We start from the raw sequence: 25,543 nt of genomic DNA on the forward strand, positions 1-25,543 counted from the left end.
GAGATGCAATACAAATCATCTCTGTAATATTATCAAGAGTTACAAAGTAGAAGCATGATACGCTCTAAATCATCGTCAGTATAAAACTCAATTTCAATCCTACCCCGGTCCTTGTTTCGCACCACATTAATTTTTGTCCCCAGAGCCTCTCGAAGTCGCGTTTCAATTTCGGCAATATTAGGGTCCTTGGCAGGGGGAAATGTTTCACGTGAAACATTTCTGATGCTGCGAGAAGATTTGTATTTTGACCACTCACGCACAAGCCGCTCAGCTTCTCTGACTGAAAGATTTCCCTCTGCGATCCTTTTAGCACATTCTATCTGCTCTTCTTCAGACTCTATCGAAAGGACTGCTCTTGCATGTCCCTCAGATATCTTTCCTGCCTTCAGATAACTTCTTACCGCCTCGGGCAGATTCAGCAGACGCATAGTGTTTGCGACGGCTGACCTGCTCTTGCCCAACCCAAAAGCTATGTCTTCTTGAGAAAGACCAAATTCATCACAGAGTCTCTTGTATGCGATGGCAGCGTCAACAGGACTGATGTCTTCGCGTTGAATGTTTTCTATGAGGGCAACCTCAAGGCTCTGCTCATTTGTTAGTTCCTTGACCATGGCCGGTATTCTTGTGAGACCTGCAGCAGTGGCAGCACGCAGACGCCTCTCTCCTGCCACGAGTTCATATTCGCCTTCACCCTTTGTCCGAACTACAATAGGCTGAAGCACACCGTGAACACGAATGGAGTTTACGAGTTCTTGGAACTTTTCGTCATTCATGGACTCCCGAGGCTGATATGGGTTGAAAGTAATCTGTCCGATTTCAATCTCTGTGTCGGGTTTTCTTTCTTCTCGTTCAGCACCAGGTATCAGTGCGCCAAGTCCCTTACCGAGAGACTTCTTCTCCAAATTCAATTACCTCCGCCGCAAACTTTGTATATGCTTCCGCGCCCCTGGATTTAGGGTCATAACTGATTATCGGCTTTCCATGGCTCGGAGCTTCACTCAGTCGCACATTTCTTGGTACCACAACAGAGGATACCTTGTCTCCAAAAAATTTCCTGACTTCCTCAACTACTTGCATCGATAGATTTGTTCTGTAATCAAACATTGTTAGCAGCACTTTTGCAATTTCCAGGTCTGGATTCAAATGCTGTCTTACCAACTCAATTGTTCTCAATAGCTGGCTTAACCCCTCGAGCGCATAATACTCACACTGTATTGGCAAAACAACATAACCGGCGGCTGCAAGGACATTTACCGTGAGAAGCCCCAGCGAAGGAGGACAGTCGATGATAATAAAATCATAATTATCCTCTACATGCGCCAGAGACTGTTTGAGCTTTGTCTCGCGGGACATCATTGACATTAGTTCAATATCTGCTCCCGCGAGGTCGAGTCGCGCAGGTACTAGGTCAAGCCCGTTGGAATCAGTGCGCACAATCACATTCTTGATATCTTCGTCGTTGATTAATACATCATATATGCATTTATTCAATTCTGACTTGACTACGCCAACTCCGCTTGTTGCATTTCCTTGTGGGTCGGTATCAACAAGCAATACATGCTTGCCTGCCGCGCCAAGACATGCTGCAAGATTAACTGATGTGGTTGTTTTTCCCACACCGCCCTTTTGATTTACAACTGCCAGTATCTGTGTCATTATCCCTGCCTAAGTTTCATTCATCCATGTCTTAACCATTCATATCCCCAACTCCTTCGATAAGTGCAATAAAACCAGAACTGCTTGCGCCAGTTCTGTTTTATGTCTCCAAAACGCCTTTCTCAATAATGCGGGGACTGTCAACCAATTTTTTGCATATAGCAAAACAATATTACACTATCCGGGTGGCCATCCAAGTTTTCTTCCGCCGAGCAGATGAAAATGTATATGCCAGACAGATTGGCCAGCGCCTTCATTGCAATTGGTGACTATCCTGTATCCATCGTCAGAAACGCCGCGCTCAGACGCAATTTTATTTGCGACCACAAGAATGTGCCCCATTAAACACGCGTCCTCGCCCTCGAAAACATCAGAAATACGCGCAATGTGTTTTTTGGGGATAACCAGAACATGGACAGGCGCCTGCGGATTAAGATCGTCAAATGCGACGACACTATCGTCTTCATAGACCAGTTTGCCCATCTCCTTGTTTGCAATTTTGCAGAAAATGCAATCACTCATTCCTCTCACCTCCTTTGAAAATGCAGTGCATTTTTGTCTCCTTCGTGGCGATCACAACAGCACTGCGAAGCAGCCGCGAGACTGTCCATTCCACGCATCCTGAGACACATTTAGCCGAGACTGCCGACCACACATCCATCACTGTCAGTATCAACAATCTTTACTTTCACTATATTACCCTTGAGAAAAATATCACCTGTAAACGTGACACTTATATAGTTGCCAGTAAATCCAACGAGCCTCGCCTGCTCTCCATCATACCTATTATCGTAACTGCTTACAATTGGAGCACCCGTTTCGACCAGCACATCCATGAACTTGCCCACATGAGCAACCGCGAATTTGTGCATCGTGCTCCTGCCGATCTCCGTCAATTTCTCAGCGCGTGCTTTTCTTGTATCACTATCTATCTGGTCGGGCATATTTGCTGCTTTTGTTCCGGGTCTGCGAGAATATCTAAACACATGGAGCCTTGAGAAACCGACTGCATCGATCAAAGAACATGTGTTTGCAAATTCGTCATCACTCTCACCAGGAAACCCTACGATGACATCGGTTGTGATGCCTATATCCTCAATTCGTTCTCGCACACGAGTGATGATTTGTTTATATTCATCCGCATCATATGGACGGTTCATACATGTCAAAACACGGCTGTCGCCGCTCTGCAGCGGAATATGAAGGTGCTTGCAGACCTTGGGATGATTCATAACGTCCAAAAGATGGTCGTTTACCTCCCAGGGCTCTATTGAGCTGAGCCTTATCCTCTCGATCCCGTCTATGTCGGCTGCGCGTATTATAAGCTCAGGGAGGTTCAAACCTTTGTCTTCATATGAGCCTAACCTGATCCCGGCAAGCACGATCTCCTTATATCCGAAATCTGCCAGGGACTTCAACTCATCGATTACATCTCCAACCTGCCTCGACGTCATGCCCACCCTGGCATATGGTATCACGCAGTATGAACAAAAATTATCGCAGCCGTCCTGGACTTTCACCACGGCTCTGGTCCGACTTCGCGGACGTGGATGCAATTCACTTTCAGATGCTGATTTCTCAGAAATTCCGAAATGTGCCGCCAGCCGTTCAGGGATGTCATTTTTGTCCTTGTGCGCGACAATCAGGTCGACACCCTCTATAGAGCTTATCTTTGCGGGTCCGAGTTCAGCATAACACCCCGCGACCACTACAAAAGCTTCGGGATTCGATCTGAGAGCTTTGCGAACAGCAGCACGCGACTTAGCATCCGCAACTGCAGTTACACTGCAAGTGTTAATAATATAAGCATCCGCACGCGCAGAAAACGGGACTGTGGTGAATCCCATGCTTTCCAGCGACTGGCGTATCTTCTCTGTTTCATATTGATTGACCTTGCAGCCAAGTGTATGGTAAGCAATTGTAGGCATATCTGTAGTCATGGTAGCATCAGCATGAAGTGAGGTCAATTATCGCGCATTATTCAAGAGAAACGTGAATAATGCGCGTCCCGGACCCGAATTGTGCTCGACGAGCAAATTCGGGTTATGTGGGAGTACTATCCAGAGCAGTAACTATAAAATTCTCCGGCCGCCATTGGGAGAATTAGCTATCCCTTAACTACGCCCAAAGGTCTCATTTTTGCAACTAATCTTGAAATTCCCGCACCGTCGCATGTGCCGACCACATCCGCCACGTCCTTATACGCATAGGATGCCTCTTCAGAGAGTGTGTCACGTCCTTTGGCCTTCACCAATATTCCTCGTTCGGCAAGCTCATCCTGCACTTGCCTGCCGCGCATCTTCTTAATGGCCTCATGGCGGCTCATTACACGACCTGCGCCATGGCATGTCGAACCCCATGTCTGTTTCATTGCAGTATCGGTCCCAACCAGCAGGAATGAGTATCTGCCCATATCACCCGGCACTATCACAGGTTGACCGACCTTGCGATATTGCTGTGGCACATATGCATTGTCCGGTCCAAATGCCCTTGTCGCTCCCTTGCGGTGAACGCAGAGCTTCTTTATTTTCTTGTCCACAGGGTGCTCTTCGATCTTGGCCATATTGTGAGCCACATCATATACCTGGCTCATTCCCAGTTTATGCGAACCTGCGCCCATAACTTTCTCAAAGCTCTCACGGACCCAATGAGCTATAGCCTGTCGGTTTGCCCAGGCGAAGTTGGCCGCACATGCCATAGACGCCAGATATGCCTGACCCTCCTCAGACTTAATCGGAGCGCAGGCAAGCTGCCTGTCCGGTAATGAAATTCCGTATTTGACCATTGCGCGCTGCATGACATTTAGATTATCTTGGCAAACCTGATGACCGAACCCCCGGCTGCCCGTGTGGATCATAATTGTAATCTGCCCAGGCTCGGTGATCCCAAACATGCCGGCTACATCCTCATCATAGATATACTCGACAGCCTGTATTTCCAGGAAATGATTTCCAGCGCCAAGCGTGCCGAGCTGAGGCCGACCACGTTTGATGGCTTCTTTGCTGATATTAATCGGGTCGGCCATCGATATTGCGCCGCCTTCTTCACTTACCTCCAAATCCTCCGCCCAGCCAAAACCGCGCTCGACCATCCATTTGGCGCCTTTGACCATCACCTGTTTGAGTTCTTGCTCATCGACCCTGATATTGCCCTCACTGCCGACACCTGATGGTATGTTTATATACAGCTGATCGATCAGTTCGCCTATTTTGCCCTTAATATCATTCACAGTGAGGTCTGTGCATAGCAGGCGCACACCGCAGTTGATATCGAAACCGACTCCACCCGGTGAGACCACGCCTGACTCATAATCCATAGCGGCGACCCCGCCTATAGGAAAGCCATAGCCCCAGTGGATATCCGGCATTGCCATAGACGGTCCGACTATACCCGGCAGAAATGCGACATTGGCCACTTGCTCGAGTGACTCATCCAGATTCTCAAGCATTTTCTCGGTGGAGTAGATAATCCCGGCCGTGCGCATCCCGGATTTATATGACTGGGGAATCCTCCATCGGAAATCATCTATCTTTTGGAGTATATGGGACCATTTGTTATCCATCTTTATGTAACCTGCGTTGGTTGTATCGAATTACTATTCTCAATTAGTTTCTTTCTTAACCTTCTCCAACCTTTTGCTCGTCATTACAGCGCTCTGAATCTTTTGTGCAAGCTCGGGCGAAGAAGCAGTGGATGCTATCTTTTCAGCTATTGCAGCTGCGTTTGCATCCAATTCCACCTTTTCAAGACCCATAGACCCGCTGTTGTCATCCTTTCGAGATTCAACTATCTTGCGATATCCTCTGGCAGTAAACCTGATATCCTTTACAATCTGCTTGCCGGCAGCTGAGTTTAGCCTCTTCATAATTCGTTCTTTATGGAATGAAAGCTCGTTTGCCCATGTGCTGCTCTTGCAGCAGACGAATAGGACACCGTCACGTAACTTATCTGCCATACTCGCCGCGGCAATGTTTGGACCAACAACCTCAGCCCATCGCGAGACAGTCTGCTGCTCCATCACCTTCTTGCGGATTCCCAGGTCATTGAGCGAAGCGTTCAACAGCCCGCCGAGTCTACTAATGCCGCCGCCTCTATACATCGGTCGTCTCATACAGCAGTCACCTTGCCCGCACAAACATTAAATACCCTGGCCTTATCTGTGGCCGACTTATCTATTTCGTCCAGAGACGTTGTGGTGATAAATGTCTGGCACCTGCCCAGTGTAACTTCCAAAACTTTTGCGCGCCTGGCATCATCGAGTTCGGCCATTACATCATCCAACAGCACGACCGGGCTTTCCCCCGCAGAGTCCAGCATGAGATCGATCTCAGCCAGTTTGAGAGCAATCGCAATACTTCTCTGCTGTCCCTGAGACGCAAACTCTCTTGCGGCCATCCCATTGACGCTTAGAGCCATGTCGTCTCTATGAGGTCCTGATGTTGTTGTCCCGCGCATAATGTCTATGTACCGCCGTCCAATAAGTGCATTTGCGAATTTTTCAGCGATCTCTTTTTCCGAATGCAGCGATGCGGGGTCAATATTCGGTTTATATGTCACTTTCAACTCTTCAGTGTTGTCTGTTAATGATGAATATATGTTGGCGGCACATTCAGCCAGAAAACCTATAAACTTGGCCCTTCGCGAGATGATCGCGGACCCATACTCAACTAGTTGGCTGTCCCATGCGTCAATATCGGCGCTCTGAATCTTGCTTGCCTTAATATCTCTAAGGAGGTTATTTCTCTGGCTCAACACCCTTTTATATCTGCCGAGGGCGTATATATACTGTGGGCTGACCTGAGATATCTCTAGGTTCAAAAACCTCCTGCGCAGTGACGGTTCCCCGCGGACCATTTCAATGTCCGAATTGCTGAATATGACAGCGTTGAGCTGGCCAACAATATCGCCTATCTTCGGGTGCCTGACTTTGTTTATCTTGACTGTTTTGGGTTCTGTCCTGCTCAGTGCAATCTCCAATAGGGCATCGTTTCTTTCAGAGCGAACAACTTCAGCGCATATCCATGCGACGCTCTCGCCGAGCCGGATCAGGTCCATATCGCGCGACGTTCTATGTGACTTGCTGGTCGCAAGCAGATATATGGCTTCCAGTATGGCGCTCTTGCCCTGAGCATTCATCCCGACGAGCACGTTCAGACCGTTGTCGGGCTTTACCTCCAGATTTTCGTAATTGCGAAAGTTTGTCAGGTTCAGTGTTTTTATATGCATATCGGGTCTGTCTGAAGTGGTGTGGTGTCGATAGAACAGCTTGCTTGCAGGCGGTTCTTGATACAAATCTTATCAGTTTGATATTATACGCGCAAGCTGTCACTGTGGGGAGGATGCCTGAGGGTCGGCGGTTTGCCGTTGTTTGCAGGGGTGAGCGCGAATCACTGTCTGTTCCATTAGCCGTGCCGACCCTCCTGCCCGGATTATGCACTTCGCGCATAATCCGGGTCTCCGAGAGCATTATTCACGTCCCTCGTGAATAATGCTGGCCAAGTGCATCCATAGTGATTTTAGCCTGAAGCTGACGGCCGGCCATGAGTCTGCAGACTCATTTGTAAGCTGATATGGTCCTATCTTTTTCGGGCAGTGAACCCTTTTGCTCTTTTGCGCAACTAATCTCCATGATAGAGGGATAATGATGACATCCTTTGATGAGAGACAATTGATCAGCGACCTGCAAGCGGGAGAGCGCGGCGCTTTTGAAAAACTGTTGGACCTTTACGAGGACCGTGTCTACAACGTCGTCCGCGCGATGATCGGAACACATGACGCGGAGGATGTTGCTCAGGAGGCGCTGATCGAAATATGCAATTCGGTCCGCAGTTTTCGGGGCAGATCAAAGCTGAACACTTGGATTTATCGTGTAGCCGTAAATGTCTGCCTTGAGCACAGACGCAAGCGCCGGGTCCTTTGCGTTCCATTAGAGGACGATCTTGTTGAGGCACAGCTCGACACGCATATTGATCCGGCTGTGGCCGTTATCCGGAATGAAGTCAAGGGTGATGTGGATGCAGCGCTTGAAATGCTGCCGGAGAAGCACAGAGATGCTGTCATTCTTCATGAAATACAGGGGCTGACTTATCGCGAATGTGCGCAGGTGCTCAACTGCCCTGTCGGAACTGTCAAATCCCGTTTGTCCAATGCGTTTATAAAGCTCAGAGAACTTCTTGGAGGCTATTGCTCATAAGCAATTTACTTAGCCCGGATTATGCACTTCCCGCATAATCCGGGTCTCCAAGAGCATTATTCATGAGGAACGTGAATAATGCGGATTAGGACTCGAAAAGCGAGGCTGTAATATGAAATGCCCAAAAGTAAGAGACAATATTAAGGCGTTTATCGATGGTGAACTAAACCCCATATCACGTACACTCATTGCCCGCCATATCAGGCAATGCGCAGGGTGTCGGGCTGAGGAGGCCGCGATGAGAGAGTTATCCGGCCAGGTCAAGAATTCCAAAACTTACTCTGCCCCAAAAGGGCTGCGCGAAAAGGTTCTCAGCAGTATCAACTTTGAACCTGCGGAAAGACCGCGCCTGAGGTGGCCATACACTACAAGACCAGTGAGTGTTGCCCTGGTTATGCTTGTAACAATCGCTTTGGCAGCAGTAGTGGTACCGATGTTCAACAATGGTCAGAGCCGCTCGTCGGAAGCAAAAAAATATAGTCTTGCAGACCGAAAACTATGTAATCAGGCTGTGCCTGCCGCATTACCTCCACCGGCGCAGCCCAGGTCAAAGATTGCTGCCAAACAGTCACGAGCTTATGAAAAGAAAGTCGGGGCTGTTCGTGATATGGACTTGAATATAGTTGGACGGATAGACAACAGTAATGCTGATGTCGGAATCAGCCAGGTAATTGTTAAGACGGCCAATATGAGCATGCGAGTCAAAAACGCCGAGTCGGCCGGCGATAAGGCCGTTGATATTGCAAAGTCTCTGGGGGGCTATGTCTCGGATTCTTCATTGACAAGGGATGCAGGCTCATCGACCTCGGAAACCATGATAATCCGTGTGCCGGTCAGTTCGTTTGAGCGTGCTATAGAAAGACTGAGCGCACTCGGTAAGATTACTTCAAAGAGCATCAACGGTGAAGATGTGACTGGTGAACTAGTCGATCTTGAATCCCGCCTGCGAAACAAACGCGCTGAGGAGCGTCAATACCTGGAAATAATGAATAAAGCACATCGTATAAACGACATCATTACTGTTTCAAATGAGTTATACCGTGTGCGCGGAGAGATAGAGGAGACGGCAGGACGCATCAAATATCTGAAGTCCACAGCAGCCATGTCCACAATTGACCTGACGTTGGATGAAAAAGCGAAAGCAAAGCCGGTGCAATCACAAATTCATAAGAGTATGACCGGCGCTGTCGCCTCACTCGGCAGGACAATCAGCAGCATAGCCGGTTTATTGATCTGGCTGGCTGTCTACTCACCGTTCTGGGCAATACCGATATTGGTGGCTCTGTATTATCGCAGGCGAAATCTTGCCGCTCAAGATTAATCTCGTCTGGATGCCTCCTCACGGCGGCGCTCACGCTCTACGTCTTTGGCAGCGATTGACTCGCGCTTGTCATAGAGTTTCTTGCCCCGTCCAAGACCGACATTGAGCTTGGCGTAGCCACGAGTGAAGTAGAGCTTAAGGGGTATTAGTGTAAAGCCTTTTTCCTGGAGCTTCCGGTTGATCTTCTCGATCTCAGCCTTTCGTATGAGCAATTTGCGCGGGCGCAGTGGGTCCACATTGAACCGGTTGCCCTGTTCATACGGTGCAATGTGCATCCCATGTATCCAGAGTTCGCCGTTTTCAATCTTGCAAAAAGCCTCTGTTATGCTGGCTTTGCCCAGGCGCAGAGACTTGACTTCGGTGCCTACGAGCACGATCCCGGCCTCGAACTGATCGTCTATAAAATATTCATGCCAGGCTTTACGATTGGTGATCGAAACTTCCTGGGGTTTGGTTTTTGTGTCTTTTGCCATAATCGCAATATTATACCACGGTAAGCCAAGAGCCGGGAGGCTAGCTCCCGGCTCTTAGTCAAAGTATAAATAAATGATAGCTAAGTAAATTACGGCCTTGAACTTGTATCAGAGATATGTGTTCTGAATACGGAATTCAGGCCGAGACGTGCAATTTACACAGCATAAATTGCTTAGCTTTGAGCAGTTAATATCCCGTTTGCTCTCTGCTCCGTCTCTCTTACGACCCTTTCGATATAGCTTTTGATCTCATCATCGCAGGAGCTGCGTGCATCAGGACACATGCTGCCGCACCATGGGCAAGACAAACCCTCGGCAGAATCGGCAAAGAAATCGGAGACTAACTCAGTTCCACAACTTGGACACCTATAACGCCATTCGACCTTAATTTTGATCATAGTGCTCACCGTCCCGCCTGTTTGACGACATTGCTGGCTCGTCGGTTCGCATCATGCGAAAAAAATTATGTCGAGTTATCCGGCAGCTTCCTGGAGGATATCATCGGGGATATCAAAATTGGCGTAAGCGTTCTGCACATCGTCGTTATCTTCGAGCGCATCCATTAATCGAAGAATGCGACTTGCTTCTTTTATATCTTCCACCCGGACTGTGCTTTTCGGGATCATGGTCAATTCAGCAGAGGTGAATTCAATTCCTTCCCCGGTCAGAGCATCACGAACCTTTGGCAGAGCATCCGGCGGGCATGTTACTTCAATGACATCTTCCTCAACTTTGATGTCTTCGGCGCCGGCGTCCATGGTTGCCATCATCACGCTGTCTTCATCAGATTTATCTGCAGCTATCTGTACCATGCCCTTCTGGTCGAACATCCAGCTCACGCAGCCCATTTCACCTAAATTGCCGCCGTTTTTGGAGAAAATATTGCGAAGTTCGGCAACCGTCCGATTGCGGTTATCCGTGAGACATGGAACAAGGACCGCCACTCCGGCGGTACCATACCCTTCATAGGTAATCTCCTCGAAGTTGGCTCCCTCAATTTCGCCGGTGCCGCGCTGAATCGCGCGTTTGATGTTATCGGCGGGCATAGAGTTTTCTCGTGCCTTTTGAACAGCCATTCGCAGCCGCAGGTTGGCTTCCGGGTTGCCGCCGCCCTCTTTTGCCGCAACGATTATTTCGCGGGCGAGCTTTGTGAATATTTTACCTCGCTGCAGGTCCTGTTTGCCCTTGCGAAGTCTTATATTATGCCATTTGGAATGACCGGACATTTATGTTTTCACCTCGGGATTGTTTGTGGTTGCGGAGGCAAGGAGTCAGTCGCACAAGGGCATGCTGACATAGCCCAAACCCGATGTAGTATAGCGCAAAAATAAGGCAGGGTCAACTTCTTGCCGGGATGATCATATGTAGAGGGTGCCATCAGGCTGCTGGCAACAAGCCACCGGTCACTCATATAATGACTATTCCAGTGAATCCAAAACCTTCAGCCCCGCGCCTTTTGCGGCAGACTCTATCGCTTCCAGGTTATCGCCTTTCACGACAAATATGGCACGTTTGCCCCTGTCGAGGATGCAGCCATAGGCATCCTGCACACTCATTCCCTCATTTTCGAGTGCCTTTGCAAGTTTGACCAGGCTGCCAGGCTGATCGGCAATCTCGATTACGGCCACTTTGTTGAATGCGACAGTCATCCCCGCATTCTCAAGGGCCTGCTTTGCTTTTTGTGGATCGGCAGTAAGAAGTTTGAAGACGCCAAACTGACCTTCGTCCGCAAGCTCAATGTTTATGATATCAATTCCCGCGTTGCCGAGCGCACCGGCCACCTTAGCCAGCTTGCCGGACTTATTTTCTACAAATACTCTAATTTCATTATACATATCGATTACCTCTGATTCGCCCGCTAAATACTCAATATAAAATCTAAGATCTCAAATCAACGACTCTTTTGGCTTTGCCTTCGCTTGCCGGCAGGCTGCCCGGTTCAGTGACTTCGACTGCTGCGGTAAAGCCGATCTGCTCTTTGAGTTGACGCTGAAGGTCGCCGCGCAGCTTGCGCAGTGTCTCGACGGTTCCATCAAAGCCGTCTTTGGACAGTTCCACTTTGATGTTCATCTGATCGAGAGCGGCGGATTTGGTGAGTTCTATCACATAATTGCCGCCCAGCCACTTGTTGCGCATGAGCACTTCTTCGATCTGGCTGGGAAAGACGTTTACTCCCCGGATGATGAGCATATCGTCCGATCTGCCTACAAACCGCGACAGCCGTGAGTGCTTGCAGCCACATGGGCATTCATCGGTGATTAGTCGCGTAAGATCGCGGGTGCGATATCTGATCAGTGGCATGGCGGTGCGCCGGAGTGTGGTCAGGACAAGTTCTCCTACCTCACCTTCGGCGGCAGGCTGGAGTGTGTCTGGATTTATGACTTCGACCAGGTATGAGTCTTCCCAGATGTGCATGCCGTTTTGATATTTGCATTCAAACGCCACGCCGGGACCGTTCATCTCGCTAAGTCCGTAGCTGTTCATCGCCTTGAAACCGTAGAGGTCCTGCAGTTTATGGCGCATTTCTTCGGTATAAGGCTCTGCTCCCAAAGCGGCTATCTTGATGCCGAGGCTTCGCGGATCGTCACCTTCCGCGATCATGCGCTCGGCTACATGCATGGCATAGCTCGGGGTCGCATGAATGACGGTTACATGAAAGTCGCGTATCAGCAATATCTGGCGCGCAGTGTTGCCGGGTCCCGCGGGAATAACCCACATCCCAAGTCTTTCGGCACCGTAATGAAGACCCAGGCCGCCTGTAAACAGACCATAGCCGGACATGTTTTGAAAGACGTCATCGGGTCTTGCACCTGCGAGATACAATGATCGAGCCATCAGCTCTGCCCAGTTTGCGACATCTTGGGCAGTATGAAAGATGGCGGTGGGTTTGCCTGTGGTTCCACTGGAAGTGTGCATCCGTATGATATCGACCGGGTCTACGGTCAGCATTTGAGCAGGATAACTCAGCCGAAGATCATTTTTTGTGGTGAAAGGCAGCCGGGTTACATCGTCTCTGGACTTGATATCCCCAGGCTCGATGCCCATTTCCTTAAATTTGGCTGCAAACCATGGCGACTTTGCAGCCTGTGCGACTGTTTTTGGCAGTGCTTCAGATTGAAAGGCCTCAATCTGGTCGCGCGACATGTTTTTGAATCGTTCGCCAATTCGTTCTGAGATATCTATCATGGTAAATCCCTCTATATGAAAAGCAATTATGCCTCAGCAACTAATGCATACATGAGCTTCTTCTTGCTCTGCGCACATTCTCCTCCCTTGTTAACAAATCATGACTCTCGATTGGAAAGATACAGCGAATATACACGTCTATTTTTATATAAGGTTTTTACATATCCAACACTTGGCCGAGCGGCAGCAGCCATGGCTCTCGATTTGCCGCTTTGGGCTTTATATACGTTGGGAGGGCATAGCTATGCGTAATCGCAATCTCATAATACCAATGCTCTTTTTTACGATGGCATGCTCGAGTGCGTACGCATCAAAAGTGACGGTATCAAGGATCCTGCGCGAGCACAAAATCCAAGTCGTCACCACCGAAAAGTTGGAGTCCATCAGCAAATATCTCTTCAGGCTCGGCGTACGCAATGAAAGCTACATTACCACTACCAATCTGCTGATCGGCAAGGGACGCCTTAAGGACAAAGACAGCCTGCTCTTTGTGATCGACCGCGAGAAAGCGCGCCGGCTGATAGACGAGGAGAAGAAGCTGCTGCCATATCCGCCCGCAGCTGTTGATGCTGGTGAAGTATTGCTCTATGCAGCTAAAGCCTCGGGGCGTAACGGCTGGGAAATCATCGTAAGTGCTCCGAATGAGAAGTGGCTAAATTGGGAACTGGACAGGCTGTGCAAATCCAATCTGGACTTAATGCGTTTGGAGGAGCGCGGCAGCATACTGGACAGATACCAGGTAAAACGGCTCTGCGTGATATCCAATGCAAGCAGGCAGCTTGCGGATGACTGGGTGTCACGTCAGCTAAAGCCGGGGCGTGACACCATCGACTGGCAGTATATCCAGCTTGATTCGGGCTTGGACAATATCGATCCTGATATGGACCTGTTATATATCATCAATAAAGGTGTTCTGGGCAAAAACAGCAAGTCGGACTTGCCGGATTTACCTGTGGCGATGCGGTCCTGGCTCGACTCGGATGAAAGCACAGACACATGTGGAGCAGCAAAGCAATCGATCGTCAAAGAAACCGGCAATATACGCACGATCAGCGCACTGGCAGCTCCATGTGAGCGCCAGCTAAAGAGTGTGCTTGCCGGATACCCCTCGGTCGATTCAATCCCCCAGGCTCTGTCTACAACTGCCCTTGCTGACCTTGGCAAGTATAGACAAATGATTGTAATTTCCCGCGCCGGTGACAGGAGTGATAAGATACCGACATCGGCAATTGATGATCTGGCGGGCAAGATGACCTCGGCTTTGGCGGAGGGGACCGGTTTTGAATGTGTTGGCCGCCAGGACCTCAAGGAACTCATATATATGGCGCTGCTGCACCAAAAGGACGGCAACCTGGACAGCGATGATATTATGCAGATTCGCAAGGCTGCGGATGGAGCGCGCGCACTTGCTGTTGTGGATGTGGCGGCATATACCACTCAGACAGACTACAGTGCAAACACTCCGAGATGCCGCACTTCTGCTCTGGCGCCGTTTAGCGAATCTGAACCTAGTCGACCGCATGAACCGGACCCCAACGAACGCAAGTTCGGCATCTTTGGCGCTCACAAATATAGTGAGGTGGACGGCAGCCGGTCGAACGACCCTGATTTTATTCGCGACCATAGGCGATGGGAAGAAGACATGCACGATTACCGCCGTGATCATGATCGATGGGAGCATCGTAAACGTGATTATGAACAGGCTCGGTTATATCATCAGATGGACTGGGAAGTCTCTATAGACTCTACGCAGACCGTGCGTGTTTCGGGGAATTTGCGCATATACGATATCGGTGAACTTGACTCGGACTGTGCAGGCAAGGTGATTTTCTCTTGTTCGCTGGACGGGGTGGGATCACGAAGCGGTCTTTATTGGTCTGACCATGTAAATATCCAGGGCGAACAGAACAAACCTTCAACACCGAGCGTGCCGCGATCGACGACCTGTATTCTGGATCAGACAGTGGCCTCGGAAGCATTTGGCGATGCATGCAAAAATGCGGTGGACGAAATGTTCGCCCGCGCGATATTGCCAATGGATACTATTAATGTGGTGGCTGGAGGGAGCGTGACTGCTCAATGAAACACTTGTCCTGCCTCGTCATATTGGGAATGCTGGTCTGCTGCACGGTATGCTGTGAATCGGCTGAAAAACATCCTGCCAAGACTGCAACTGTCATTGCCGAAGGTGAAGCTCCGGCTGATTTGCCAAACGCGAAAGAAAAGGCCGTTGCCGACGCTCTGCGAAACGCAATAATGAAAGGGCTTGGAACATATATAGACTCGGTGACGGTCGGCAGAAATTACAGCGTGGTGCGCGATGAGATACTACTCAAGCCGAACGGCTATGCAACTTGCGACCAGGTGCTCTCTTCGTCAACGGAAAAAGGACTCTTTAAAGTAAAGGTCAAAGCGACTGTCAGCAACCGACCGTTAGCACAAATGTTGAAGGCACTTGGGCTCACTCGCCAGTGGCGGGTAGGTGTGCTGGTGTCCGATTCTATTGCCAAGTCCGCGGTCTGTAAGCAGTTGATTTCAGCGGGCTTCAGTGTAATCGACGATAAACAGCAAAGGTGCCTTAAAGTAGATGCATCGGCTGCCGGCGCAGTCAATGGAGATGAGGACTCGCTGCGAACAATCGGCAGTGAGTTCGATGTGGATATACTGGTGACAGGCCAGGCAAGCGTCGATTATGTCGATCAGGACGATTATGGCGGCGTGACACTATATCGGAGCCGGGGACGCATGGATACAAAGGCATACTACACCGATACCGGCGAACTGCTCACATCAACCAGCGCATGCGCCGATGGTTTGGATCAGACGAAGAGCCTGTCTGCCGAGGCCGGACTGAACAGAGTGGGATTGAGGATCGGCACAATATTGGCGGAGGACCTTTTGGTGGCTCCAGCCGATATGATGCCATTTATATATGTGAAAATTACGGGTTTCAAGGGTATCATGGCTGCAAACAGCCTTGAAGATGTGATTCGTGACCTGCCTGGTATTACTCAACTCAAACGCCGTCGCTATACGAGCGGTGTACTTGAACTTAATGTTTTTGTGAAGTCGGATTACAAGGATGATCTGCCCAAACTGATTGAAAACTGCTCGGCAGCAAAGAGACTCGGGCTAAAAGTGGAGAAGAGCACAAAAACCTGCTTGTTGGCTAGATTAACAAAGGGCTAACTTGACTAGACGTTGCAGTCGGCTGCAGATTGGATCGACATTAAGCGTGCTTGCGTATTGACAATCGAGAAATCATAGTGTTAGAATACCAAGCGCGTCTACCAGGTAAGATATTTATACAATTTCGAGACAATCATTATTTCCGGCCGAGATTTGGCGTGCAGATGGCGCACCTTATTGCCGAAAAATCAAGGGAGGATGCAGTAGTAGGATGAACGAAGCAACAGCTCGTGTATTTCGGCGCATTCGTTCTCGTGCAGGCCTACTCATGCTGATCTGTAGCGACCTACTGGCGCTGAGCGCTGCGCTCATACTCTCGCTGTGGCTGCGTTACGACACCCTCACTCTTTCACAGATTTTCGAGAAATTCAATCAAGGCCACTCTGTTCGCTTTGCTCTGGTCCTCTGCCTTTACCTTCTTGTTTTTCATGCATTCCGGCTCTATAAGTATGCCTGGCGCTTTGCCAGTATTGAGACAATAGCGAGTGTAATAGGAGCAAATACCGTAGGGCTTTGTGCGCTGTTGGGTGTTCAATATGCCTGTGAGGGTAAGGCCTTTCCACTTTCAGTAATCATAATATTCTGGATGTTCAGTATAGTACTGGTGGGTGGAGTAAGAATCCTGCTCCGAATGGCAAGTTTGAGCGCCAATTACGGCAGGGGAATGTTTCAGGTTATACCAAAGGATACCCGCCCACGGCGGGTAGTCATACTCGGCGGCGGTCCTGCTGGAGCAAGACTGCTGAATGCACTTACAGACGAAGTCAGTGTTCAGTATGATGTGAGAGGCTTTCTGGATGACGTTCCTGAAAGAAAAGGCCAGTATATCAGAAAAGTGCGTGTGCTTGGTCCACTAAAGCAACTCTATAGAATGTTGGAAGAGCACAGCGTTGATGAAGTGTTAATTGCCATGCCCAGCGCGAGCGGAGCCAAAATACGCGAGTATGTCTTGGCATGCCGCAAGAAGAAAGTCCCGGTCAAGATAATCCCCGGTATGGAGGAAGTCCTCAACGGTAAAGCCTCGTTTCGTATGGAAGAGATCAGTGTCGAAGATCTGCTCCGACGTCAGCCGGTGCGCATAAATATAGACAGTGTTGGTGAGTGTTTGACCGGTGCCAGGGTAATGGTGACGGGCGCAGGCGGCTCCATAGGTTCTGAGTTGTGCCGCCAGATTATGAAACAAAATCCTGCCACACTTGTGCTTCTTGGCCATGGCGAGAATTCAATCCATCAGATTTTTCAGGAGCTCGCGCATACTTTCCCTGACAAAGTGGATAGACTTCGCGTTATCATAGCGTCCGTGTCTGATGAAGTACGCATTGATCAGGTCTTTCGAGCACATCGTCCGCATATTGTATTTCATGCTGCTGCGCACAAGCACGTGCCTATTATGGAAAGCAACCTGCTTGAGGCAGTACAAAATAATGTCATAGGCACCAGTGTTGTGGCAGAATGCTGTGGGATTTACGCCTCCAAAAAAATGGTGCTGATCTCCACGGATAAAGCTGTAAGCCCATCCAGCGTGATGGGAGCCACAAAGTGGCTGTGCGAAGAAGTTGTCAGGGCGGCGACTACACGGTATTCGTCAACGCAATATGTCACTGTGCGCTTTGGTAATGTTCTGGGCAGTAGGGGCAGTGTAGTGCCGATCTTCCATGAAGCAATTATGAAAAAAGAACCGGTCTATGTGACACACCCGGACATGACACGTTTCTTTATGTCCATACCTGAAGCAGTGCAGCTTGTGTTGCAGGCAAGTGCATCGGGCGATTCAGGCAAGCTGTATGTGCTGGATATGGGAGAACCGGTGCGGATTGTTGATCTTGCTCGCGATATGATTCGGCTGTGCGGATATGAGCCCAACGTTGATATCCCCATTATATACAGTGGCTTGCGGCCCGGTGAGAAACTGTATGAGGCTCTTACTACACCCGATGAGATAATGGAGCCTGCCGACTGTGACGGATTTTTCATAGTGCGAAGACCGCAGTATTTTGTTGGCGAAGAGGTAGGTGAGGTCATAAAAAGGCTGCGCAAGCTCATAAATGCGGGTGATACCGTTGAGATGCGCAACCTGCTGGAAGAAATTGTGCCCGGCTTTGCCAGCAACACCCTGCTGGCAGAAGCCAAATGATTTAGCTTTTCTGCTCCATTGATGTCGGCGCAGTTTCATCCAGGTTGTTTTCCCACAAGTACTTACGTGTCTCCGCAACAATCACGCCGCTGAGCAGTAGAAGCGATAGCAAGTTTGGCAGAGCCATAAGAGCATTTGCAGCATCGGCGAACCCCCAGACGAGAGTGGGAGTGGATACTGAGCCGAACATAACCAGGCCTACCCAGATTATTCGATATGGCAAAATCGCCCGCCGCCCGACCAGATATTCCAACGCCTTCTCACCATAGTATGACCAGCCCAGTATTGTCGAGAACACGAATGTCGCGAGGGCAATAGTCAGCACAATTGGTCCAAGGCTGTGGACGGTGCCGAATGCGGCCGCAGTGAGAGCGCCCGCACCACCGTCGAAATGCATCTTCCAGACCCCCGTATTGACGAGTACCAAGCCGGTAATCGCGCAGACAACGACTGTATCCCAGAATGTGCCGGTGGATGATACCAGCGCCTGACGGACGGGGTTTTTTGTCTGTGCCGCAGCCGCGACTATCGGAGCGGAGCCAAGGCCGGACTCATTTGAGAACAATCCTCTGGCAATTCCCCATCTTGCGGCGACCATTATGGTGGACCCGAGAAAACCGCCTATTGCAGCCTGTCCGGTGAATGCCGATTTGAATATGAGTGCTATTGTATATGGGATATGAGCAAATCCTGTGGCGAGAATAATCAGGCTGCCGAGAATATAGACTACTGCCATAAATGGAACTAACGCCGAGCAGACATTTGCTATAGACCTTATTCCACCAAGGATTACAACTGCTGTCAGAATAGTCATTATTATTCCCGACACCCAATACGGAGCGCCAAATGCACTATTGGCACGCTGCGCGAGTGCATTTGCCTGTACGATATTGCCTATTCCAAACGCCGCGATGGTGGTGAATATCGCAAAAAGCACGCCAGCCCATTTCATCTTGAGACCACGCTCAAGCGCATACATGGGTCCACCAAGCATGTGGCCATCTTTTGTTTGAACTCTGAATTTAACGGCCAGCAGTGCCTCGGAGTATTTTGTGGCGATCCCCAGCACGCCGGTCATCCAGCACCAAAACACGGCTCCCGGTCCACCCGCTGCAACCGCAGCAGCAACACCGATAATATTGCCAGTTCCGATTGTTGCGGCCAGTGCAGTCATGAGTGCTCCAAACTGGCTGACATCACCCTCACCCTCCTTCGATCTACCGAGAGACAATTTTATCGCCAGAGGAATATATCGCTGGACGCCGCGCAGCCTTATCGTAAGGAACAAATGTGTGCCCAGCAGCAGGACCAGCATAGGCGGTCCCCACAGGTAATTATCGTTCAGATAACATATAAAGCATTCGATTGATTTCATATTACTTCCGCACTCCAGATTTGCCATATGGCGATAAAACATTATACAATATCCGGTGAGCCCTGTATTGTACCGGGGTTCATAATACAAAAAATGCATTATAAGGTGATTTCGATTGAAAATCTGCTGCTGTATTAAGCAAGTGCCCGGCACCACCGAGGTCAAGATCAACCCGGAGACCAACACCCTCGTGCGCGAAGGCGTTGAGACCCAGATCAACCCGTTCGATCTGTATGCCCTCGAAGAAGCCGTGCGTGTTAAAGAAAGAATGATTGCCGCAGGCGAAGAGTCTACGGTGACCGTTATATCGATGGGTCCTCCCCAGGCTGAAGATGCCCTTCGCGAGGCTATTTCCCTCGGCGCTGACGATGCAATCCTGCTTTGCGACCGCGCGTTTGCCGGATCAGATACATGGTGCACATCGTTTGCTCTGGCTATGGGCGTTAAGAAACTGGAGCCGGATATGGTCTTTTGCGGAATGCAGGCCATCGACGGCGACACCGGCCAGGTAGGTCCTGGGATCGCAGTGCATGCAAATTATGCCCAGGTAGCATATGTCGCCCAGATCCAGGAGCTGGACTCCAAGAAGATGACAGTCAAGCGCCTGATCGAAGACGGTTACGAAGTCTGCGAGGTGAAGCTGCCGGCGGTGCTCACGGTCGTCAAAGAGATAAACGAACCCCGCACTCCCAGCCTGCGCGGCAAGATGGCTGCGAAGAAAGCCCAGATTACTATGTGGGGTGCGGCTGATGTAGATGCTCCGGCAGATAAAGTCGGGCTGCAGGGCTCGCCAACGCAGGTCGTAAAGATCATGACTCCGCCATGCAGAGGCGGCGGCGAGACGTTTGAGGGCGAGAACCCCGAGCTCGCCGACAAGCTGTATGATGTATTAAAGTGCATGGAGGTAGTGTGAGATGTCCATATCGGTTGATGCGTCCAAGTGTAATGGCTGTGGGCTGTGCGCAAAGAGCTGCGGAAGCAATGCTATTGAGGTCAAGGACAAACTTGCTACCATTACCATAGAAAACTGCACGATGTGCGGCGCATGTGTATCGGCCTGCCACTTCAAAGCTATTTCGATCAATATCGAAAAACAGGCCAGTGAAGACCTCTCAAAGTATAAGGGAGTGTGGGTATTCGGCGAGCAGAGAGACGGCAAGGTGGCTCCTGTCGTATTCGAGCTTATAAATGTTGGCCGCACACTTGCCGATGACCGCAACACAGAGCTTGCTGTAGTGATCCTGGGCAATAACATTTCCGAAGCTGTAGAAGAACTGGCGAGTTATCCTGTAGACAAGGTATATGTATGCGAAGCGCCCGAACTTGAAAATTACGATGCCGAGTGCTACTGCCGTGTGCTTACTGATATCACCCGTGAACTCAAGCCTGAAATTTTCCTGGCTGGCGCGACCACGACAGGTCGCAGCTTTATGTCCGGTGTGGCAATCAATCTCTACACCGGTCTTACCGCAGACTGCACCGGCCTTGAGATAGGCGAAGACGGCCTGTTGCACCAAACCAGGCCTGCATATGGCGGGAACATTATGGCGACGATCCTGTGCCCTTACACAAGGCCGCAGATGAGCACTGTTCGTCACAAAGTCTTCCCGACAAGCGCCAAGCGCACATCGGACAAGGCTGAAATTGTGAACCTTACTCCCAAGACTAATTTATTTAACTCAAGGAGCAAGGTGCTCGATTTTATCGAGAGTGTGGGCGAGAAGGTAAACCTGGTGGATGCAGATATCATCATCTCAGGTGGACGCGGTCTTGGCTGCCCTGAGAACTTCTCTATCGTTCGCGAGCTTGCGGATGAGATAGGCGCTGCAGTGGGAGCGAGCCGTGCTGCTGTGGATGCTGGCTGGATACCGTATGCGCACCAGGTCGGCCAAACAGGCAAGACTGTCTGCCCCAAGATATACATCGCCTGTGGTATAAGCGGTGCAGTTCAACATCAGGTGGGCATGAAGAGTTCGGATACCATCATAGCCATAAACAAAGACCCCAATGCCCCAATTTTCTCGATTGCGGACTTTGGTTTTGTCGGCGATGCGCTCGAAATTCTGCCTCTGCTTACAAAGAAGATCAAGCAGATGAGGGGTGCGCCTGCTTCATGCAAGGCATAATGGTTTGATAGTTAGATAGTTTGATGGTTATATGGGCCGGAGTGTAGTGATGCGCTCCGGCTTTCAAGTTTGGGGAGGTTCACTATGGTGCCTTTTACACCACCTGAATATGAAAAGGATAGCTAAGAGAGACAAAACTTATTAAGGGATCAGGCATTTATTACAAGTGTCATGGTAAAATACCCACAGCGAGCGAGTCATGGAGGCGTAGCAATAATGAAATGGCGAGTGGTGCTTGAACAAGATACCGAGACCGGTGACTGGGCGGTTTGGTGCCCGGAACTGCCTGGTTGTGTTTCAGCAGGAATAACACAGGAAGAAGCCCTGAAGAATATTCGTGAGGCAATTGCTCTTTATCTTCAGCAGGACCCAATCGAAGTCTCTTCGGAGGCGATAATCACTGAGATAGCAGCCTGATGGGAGAACGCATACGCAGGATGAAATGCCGCGACGTTGAAGAGATTCTTCGTCGTCATGGATTTGAGCTTGTCTCCCAGCAAGGCAGCCACCGTAAATGGCGTAACTCTGAACGCAAAGCACAGATTATCGTGCCTGAGCACGCTGGTCGTGACTTACCAGTGGGAACACTGCGCAATATTTTCATTAATGCTGGAATACCTGAAAAAGAGTGGAGAGTGTAAATATCTGTAAGGTCTTTGTTGAATGATAAGAACATGACTAAGAAGTTCCTAACTCCATTTGTTCTCTTAATATGTCTGATTGCCATAGTGTGTATTTCCAGCAAATGGGAATGGACACGTTACCGCTGCCCATATTGCGGAGCGGTCGAGTCACGTACGAAAATAGTATTCTTCAACTTACCGGCCAAAACGCAAGAAGGACCTCTGGCTGCTTATTGGAAAAAGCATGTCGACCCGCATCATGTTCATCACTGGGTTCGTTTATGTAAAAGCAATATCGGCATACATAGAGATTACTCATCAAACTTTTTGCTGAGGTGGTATGTGCCTGACGAAGCGATGATAGCTGTGCTGAAGTGTTTGCCCAGTGCCACAGAAAGAGAAAAGTTTGTTAAGTCTCTATGGGTTCTGGAATCGCAGGGCAGCGCAGATCAGCAACAGTGGGCACAAAAAGTGTTCCGCACAATCGGGCGGTCTTACAGGGAAAGACCGAACCGTACCGACTGGCCAGACATTCTAAAAGAACTAGGTTATCCTTGCCAAGAAGGACCTCTCCCGCCACCTCGCTAATCAGAAGATATAAGAGATCGAGGTGGATCAGGTTTGGAAAAGACGAGTAATAATGAAATTACCTCCATAATCCTTGCTGCGGGTAAAGGCTCCCGCATGAGGTCTCCGCATCTGCACAAAGTTTGCTTCGAACTTGCCGGTAAACCTGTTATCCAGCGTTCAATCGAGACTTATTGCGCCTGTGATATCAATAACCACTATGTTGTGGTCGGCCAGTTCATGGAGCAGGTTATCCAGGCGGCATCCCTTGCGCCGGGTAATTTGTTTTTCTGTCACCAGAAGGAGCAAAAAGGCACAGGCAATGCAGCCAGGTCTGCAACCCGGCTCCTGCAGGCAATGGACTACGACGGCGATGTGTTTATTGCTGCAGGGGATAAGGTTATAGATGAGTCTGTGCTGCGCTCGTTTATAAGCAAGTTTCGAGAGTCCGGCAGCGATATGGCCATTTTGGTGGGTGACATCGACGATTTTCCGAGCGCGGGCAAGATCGTATGCGATGATGGCTCGAATGTGCTGGGGATTGTTGAAGACTTCGACATCTCGCGAGCACAAATGCTCAAGGTGCTTATGCGTTCTGCAAATGACTCAGATATATCCGCAGACGATGCCAAGAGCCTTGCACTTGCATACATGAAGTCTGAAAAGAAAGCTGCCCTTGCGCTTGGTCCGATTTGGGACTTGATTGCAAACGGCAATCCTATCAAAAAGACTGATCTCGATTCCGCATTTTCCGACTGTGATCTGTCGGTGAAAGTCAATGGGCACGAACTATCTCAGGATACGCTTTCAAATATCAGTTATGCCAATCAGTCGATTTATATGATCAAGGCTCCACTGCTCTATTCGGCGATAAGCAAGCTCACTTCAGACAATGCACAGCACGAAGAATATCTCACCGACATCATAGGCATCCTGGCCGAGTCCGGGGCAAAGATAACCCTGGTTCCAGTGGATTACGCAGAGCAGGTAATGGCCTTCAACACGCCTGAGGAGCTTAGGGCGATAGATGATTATCTTGCCGGTCGAAAACGGGTATCCGTATGGGAAGTGCCTAAGACGATACGTCCGGCAAGCGAATGGCTCCGCTGCTTGGAATCAGACGAAAGCCCTGCGCGCAGTTATTTCAATCAAATCTATGGTGACCCCCTTATATCTGATGGCAAGCGGCGTCAGGTCATCTCGATGCTCCGCAGCTATGTAAGCCACTTCAGTGATGAGCCAGTAATTATTACAAGGGCGCCGGGCAGAGTCAATATAATGGGACGCCATATAGATAGGCAGGGCGGCTATGCGAATCTGATCGCAATCGACAGAGACCTATATCTGATAGTCGGAGCGCGCAATGACCGCAAAGTAGTGCTGCACAATATGCGCTCTCGCGATATACCGGGCCGAAGTTTTGATACTGACGAGATCATAGCCGACTGCGATGGCAGCGATTGGCAGACATTTGTAGACAGTGCCGCCATCAAAAACCGTCTCGAAAGTGCTCCAGGCGACTGGTCGCACTATGTAATGGCTCCTATAGCCCGTTTCCAGACTAGTTACCCGCACGTGCCGATCAAGGGCATGAACATCGTTGCTGCGGGCAATGTGCCTATGGCTGCTGGTTTGAGTTCATCGTCAGCGCTGGTTGTGGCTGTTGCTGAAGCCATCGCCCATATAAACGACATGGACCTCACGCCGGAGCAGTTCGTGGAGCTGTGCGGTCAGGGTGAGTGGTATGTGGGAACACGCGGTGGCTCGGCAGACCATGCCGCAATGAAATTTGCTCAAATAGGCAGAGTTATAAATGTCGGTTTCCTGCCGTTTAGAATGATCGATACCATGCCATTTCCTTCAGAGTATTTGTTTGTTGTATGCAACTCACAGATCAAGGCTCACAAGACAATGGGGGCCAAGGATGTATTCAATCACCGCCTGGCATGTTACGCAATGGGCAGAGAACTCTTCAAAATCAGATTCCAAAAATATGCATCCAAAATCGAACACCTGCGCGACATTAATACAAGCAACCTGGGCGTCAGTCATGTCGATCTGCTGCGAATGCTGAAGGCCATTCCAGACGTGATGACTCTGGAAGAGGTAAAAGCAAATCTGCCGGCTGATTTTTGCGATCAATATCTGAATTCTCATGTGCCTCAGCCGGAAGGATATACTGTGCGGAGCGCGGTGATCTTTGGTCTGGCTGAATGTGAAAGGGCACGCCATTGTGGTGAACTGATTAGAAATGGAGAAATCGCCGATTACGGGAGTCTGATGAATGCCTCTCATGACGGTGATCGTGTTGCGAAGTGGATTGATGCGGACCACTACACCAATGGTGTTGCGGATTATTCGGACGCGGCGATGGATACTCTTATCGCTAAAGCCGAGCGCAAAGAAGCGAACGTCGACCTCATTTGCCTGCCCGGAGCATATCGATGCAGCACTCCACAGATCGACAAAATGGTCGATATTGCACTGTCATCTCCAAATGTGCTCGGCGCGCAGATACTCGGCGCTGGCCTCGGCGGCTGCATACTTGTTTTGATCCCTAAAGACGTTTATCCTGACTTCGAGCATAAAATGGTAAGTGAATATTACGATCCCCTGGAGCTTGTGCCGGAGATGTTTGCGTGCAGACCGGTAGCAGGCAGCCGAGTCATATTCTTTTGAGCACAAAACCATTGCCCCCAA

Annotated in this window: 23 protein-coding genes; 10 read left to right on the forward strand and 13 right to left on the reverse strand. The window is 49.8% G+C overall.

Annotated elements, in window-relative coordinates; genetic code table 11:
• Positions 1 to 32: 32 nt before the first annotated feature.
• From LLG46_01100 to recF, 7 genes are all read right to left on the reverse strand, one after another.
• Entirely contained in the window at positions 33 to 902 is an 870-nt protein-coding gene (locus tag LLG46_01100; protein ID MCE5321893.1) for a ParB/RepB/Spo0J family partition protein, read from the reverse strand.
• Entirely contained in the window at positions 880 to 1,656 is a 777-nt protein-coding gene (locus LLG46_01105) for an AAA family ATPase (protein MCE5321894.1), read from the reverse strand. Before LLG46_01105 ends, LLG46_01100 begins: the two co-directional genes overlap by 23 nt.
• 177 nt (positions 1,657 to 1,833) lie before the next feature.
• Positions 1,834 to 2,178, reverse strand: a complete 345-nt coding sequence (locus LLG46_01110; protein ID MCE5321895.1) for a histidine triad nucleotide-binding protein — start codon at positions 2,176 to 2,178, stop codon at positions 1,834 to 1,836.
• A gap of 110 nt (positions 2,179 to 2,288) precedes the next feature.
• Positions 2,289 to 3,596: a tRNA (N(6)-L-threonylcarbamoyladenosine(37)-C(2))-methylthiotransferase MtaB gene (gene mtaB / locus LLG46_01115; GenBank protein MCE5321896.1), complete on the reverse strand. Its 1,308-nt coding sequence runs from the start codon at positions 3,594 to 3,596 to the stop codon at positions 2,289 to 2,291.
• A 167-nt stretch (positions 3,597 to 3,763) separates the two neighbouring features.
• Positions 3,764 to 5,218 carry an RtcB family protein gene (locus LLG46_01120; GenBank protein ID MCE5321897.1) on the reverse strand — a complete coding sequence of 485 codons (1,455 nt, stop codon included), beginning with the start codon at positions 5,216 to 5,218 and terminating at the stop codon, positions 3,764 to 3,766.
• Between the two features lie 39 nt (positions 5,219 to 5,257).
• Entirely contained in the window at positions 5,258 to 5,767 is a 510-nt protein-coding gene (locus tag LLG46_01125) for a DUF721 domain-containing protein (GenBank protein ID MCE5321898.1), read from the reverse strand.
• Positions 5,764 to 6,948, reverse strand: coding sequence for a DNA replication/repair protein RecF (gene recF, locus LLG46_01130; protein MCE5321899.1), 1,185 nt, complete (start codon positions 6,946 to 6,948; stop codon positions 5,764 to 5,766). The genes LLG46_01125 and recF overlap by 4 nt, the downstream gene beginning before the upstream one ends.
• A 349-nt stretch (positions 6,949 to 7,297) precedes the next feature.
• Here recF and LLG46_01135 point away from each other — a divergent pair, with 349 nt between their 5' ends.
• Together LLG46_01135 and LLG46_01140 are read left to right on the forward strand one after the other, a co-directional pair.
• On the forward strand, positions 7,298 to 7,849 hold the full coding sequence (locus tag LLG46_01135; protein MCE5321900.1) for an RNA polymerase sigma factor: 552 nt from the start codon (positions 7,298 to 7,300) through the stop codon (positions 7,847 to 7,849).
• A 112-nt stretch (positions 7,850 to 7,961) separates the two neighbouring features.
• Entirely contained in the window at positions 7,962 to 9,170 is a 1,209-nt protein-coding gene (locus LLG46_01140) for a DUF4349 domain-containing protein (protein ID MCE5321901.1), read from the forward strand.
• Here the strand turns inward: LLG46_01140 and smpB are convergent.
• The 5 genes from smpB to LLG46_01165 form a co-directional block, all read right to left on the reverse strand.
• The gene (smpB, locus tag LLG46_01145) at positions 9,167 to 9,643 is read right to left on the reverse strand and encodes an SsrA-binding protein SmpB (protein MCE5321902.1); all 477 of its coding nucleotides are present in this window, start codon (positions 9,641 to 9,643) and stop codon (positions 9,167 to 9,169) included. The genes LLG46_01140 and smpB overlap by 4 nt on opposite strands.
• A gap of 173 nt (positions 9,644 to 9,816) precedes the next feature.
• A complete protein-coding gene (locus LLG46_01150) occupies positions 9,817 to 10,041 on the reverse strand; it encodes a hypothetical protein (protein ID MCE5321903.1) in 225 nt (74 codons plus the stop codon).
• A gap of 75 nt (positions 10,042 to 10,116) precedes the next feature.
• Positions 10,117 to 10,869 (reverse strand): YebC/PmpR family DNA-binding transcriptional regulator, encoded by a 753-nt coding sequence (locus LLG46_01155; protein MCE5321904.1) that lies wholly within the window; start codon positions 10,867 to 10,869, stop codon positions 10,117 to 10,119.
• A gap of 192 nt (positions 10,870 to 11,061) precedes the next feature.
• A complete protein-coding gene (locus tag LLG46_01160; protein MCE5321905.1) occupies positions 11,062 to 11,478 on the reverse strand; it encodes an ACT domain-containing protein in 417 nt (138 codons plus the stop codon).
• 43 nt (positions 11,479 to 11,521) lie between these two features.
• Positions 11,522 to 12,829, reverse strand: a complete 1,308-nt coding sequence (locus LLG46_01165) for a phenylacetate--CoA ligase (GenBank protein MCE5321906.1) — start codon at positions 12,827 to 12,829, stop codon at positions 11,522 to 11,524.
• A 244-nt stretch (positions 12,830 to 13,073) separates the two neighbouring features.
• Between LLG46_01165 and LLG46_01170 the strand changes: the two genes are divergently transcribed.
• The 3 genes from LLG46_01170 to LLG46_01180 all read left to right on the forward strand — a co-directional run bounded on the left by LLG46_01170 (position 13,074) and on the right by LLG46_01180 (position 18,152).
• On the forward strand, positions 13,074 to 14,912 hold the full coding sequence (locus LLG46_01170) for a hypothetical protein (GenBank protein ID MCE5321907.1): 1,839 nt from the start codon (positions 13,074 to 13,076) through the stop codon (positions 14,910 to 14,912).
• A complete protein-coding gene (locus LLG46_01175) occupies positions 14,909 to 16,018 on the forward strand; it encodes a hypothetical protein (protein ID MCE5321908.1) in 1,110 nt (369 codons plus the stop codon). The genes LLG46_01170 and LLG46_01175 overlap by 4 nt, the downstream gene beginning before the upstream one ends.
• A 211-nt stretch (positions 16,019 to 16,229) precedes the next feature.
• Entirely contained in the window at positions 16,230 to 18,152 is a 1,923-nt protein-coding gene (locus LLG46_01180; protein MCE5321909.1) for a polysaccharide biosynthesis protein, read from the forward strand.
• Position 18,153: 1 nt separating this feature from the next.
• Here LLG46_01180 and LLG46_01185 read toward each other — a convergent pair whose 3' ends face one another.
• Positions 18,154 to 19,527: a sodium:alanine symporter family protein gene (locus LLG46_01185; GenBank protein MCE5321910.1), complete on the reverse strand. Its 1,374-nt coding sequence runs from the start codon at positions 19,525 to 19,527 to the stop codon at positions 18,154 to 18,156.
• Between the two features lie 115 nt (positions 19,528 to 19,642).
• On the opposite strand from LLG46_01185, the gene LLG46_01190 reads away from it, so the two are divergent.
• The 5 genes from LLG46_01190 to LLG46_01210 all read left to right on the forward strand — a co-directional run bounded on the left by LLG46_01190 (position 19,643) and on the right by LLG46_01210 (position 25,522).
• Positions 19,643 to 20,440 carry an electron transfer flavoprotein subunit beta/FixA family protein gene (locus LLG46_01190; GenBank protein ID MCE5321911.1) on the forward strand — a complete coding sequence of 266 codons (798 nt, stop codon included), beginning with the start codon at positions 19,643 to 19,645 and terminating at the stop codon, positions 20,438 to 20,440.
• Between the two features lies 1 nt (position 20,441).
• Positions 20,442 to 21,653: an electron transfer flavoprotein subunit alpha gene (locus LLG46_01195; protein MCE5321912.1), complete on the forward strand. Its 1,212-nt coding sequence runs from the start codon at positions 20,442 to 20,444 to the stop codon at positions 21,651 to 21,653.
• Positions 21,654 to 21,869: 216 nt separating this feature from the next.
• The gene (locus LLG46_01200) at positions 21,870 to 22,070 is read left to right on the forward strand and encodes a type II toxin-antitoxin system HicB family antitoxin (GenBank protein MCE5321913.1); all 201 of its coding nucleotides are present in this window, start codon (positions 21,870 to 21,872) and stop codon (positions 22,068 to 22,070) included.
• Between the two features lie 20 nt (positions 22,071 to 22,090).
• The gene (locus tag LLG46_01205) at positions 22,091 to 22,294 is read left to right on the forward strand and encodes a type II toxin-antitoxin system HicA family toxin (GenBank protein MCE5321914.1); all 204 of its coding nucleotides are present in this window, start codon (positions 22,091 to 22,093) and stop codon (positions 22,292 to 22,294) included.
• A gap of 603 nt (positions 22,295 to 22,897) precedes the next feature.
• A complete protein-coding gene (locus LLG46_01210; GenBank protein MCE5321915.1) occupies positions 22,898 to 25,522 on the forward strand; it encodes an NTP transferase domain-containing protein in 2,625 nt (874 codons plus the stop codon).
• Positions 25,523 to 25,543 lie beyond the last annotated feature (21 nt).

It is taken from the genome of bacterium (assembly GCA_021371935.1).
Classification (GTDB): Bacteria; Armatimonadota; UBA5829; order UBA5829; family UBA5829; genus UBA5829.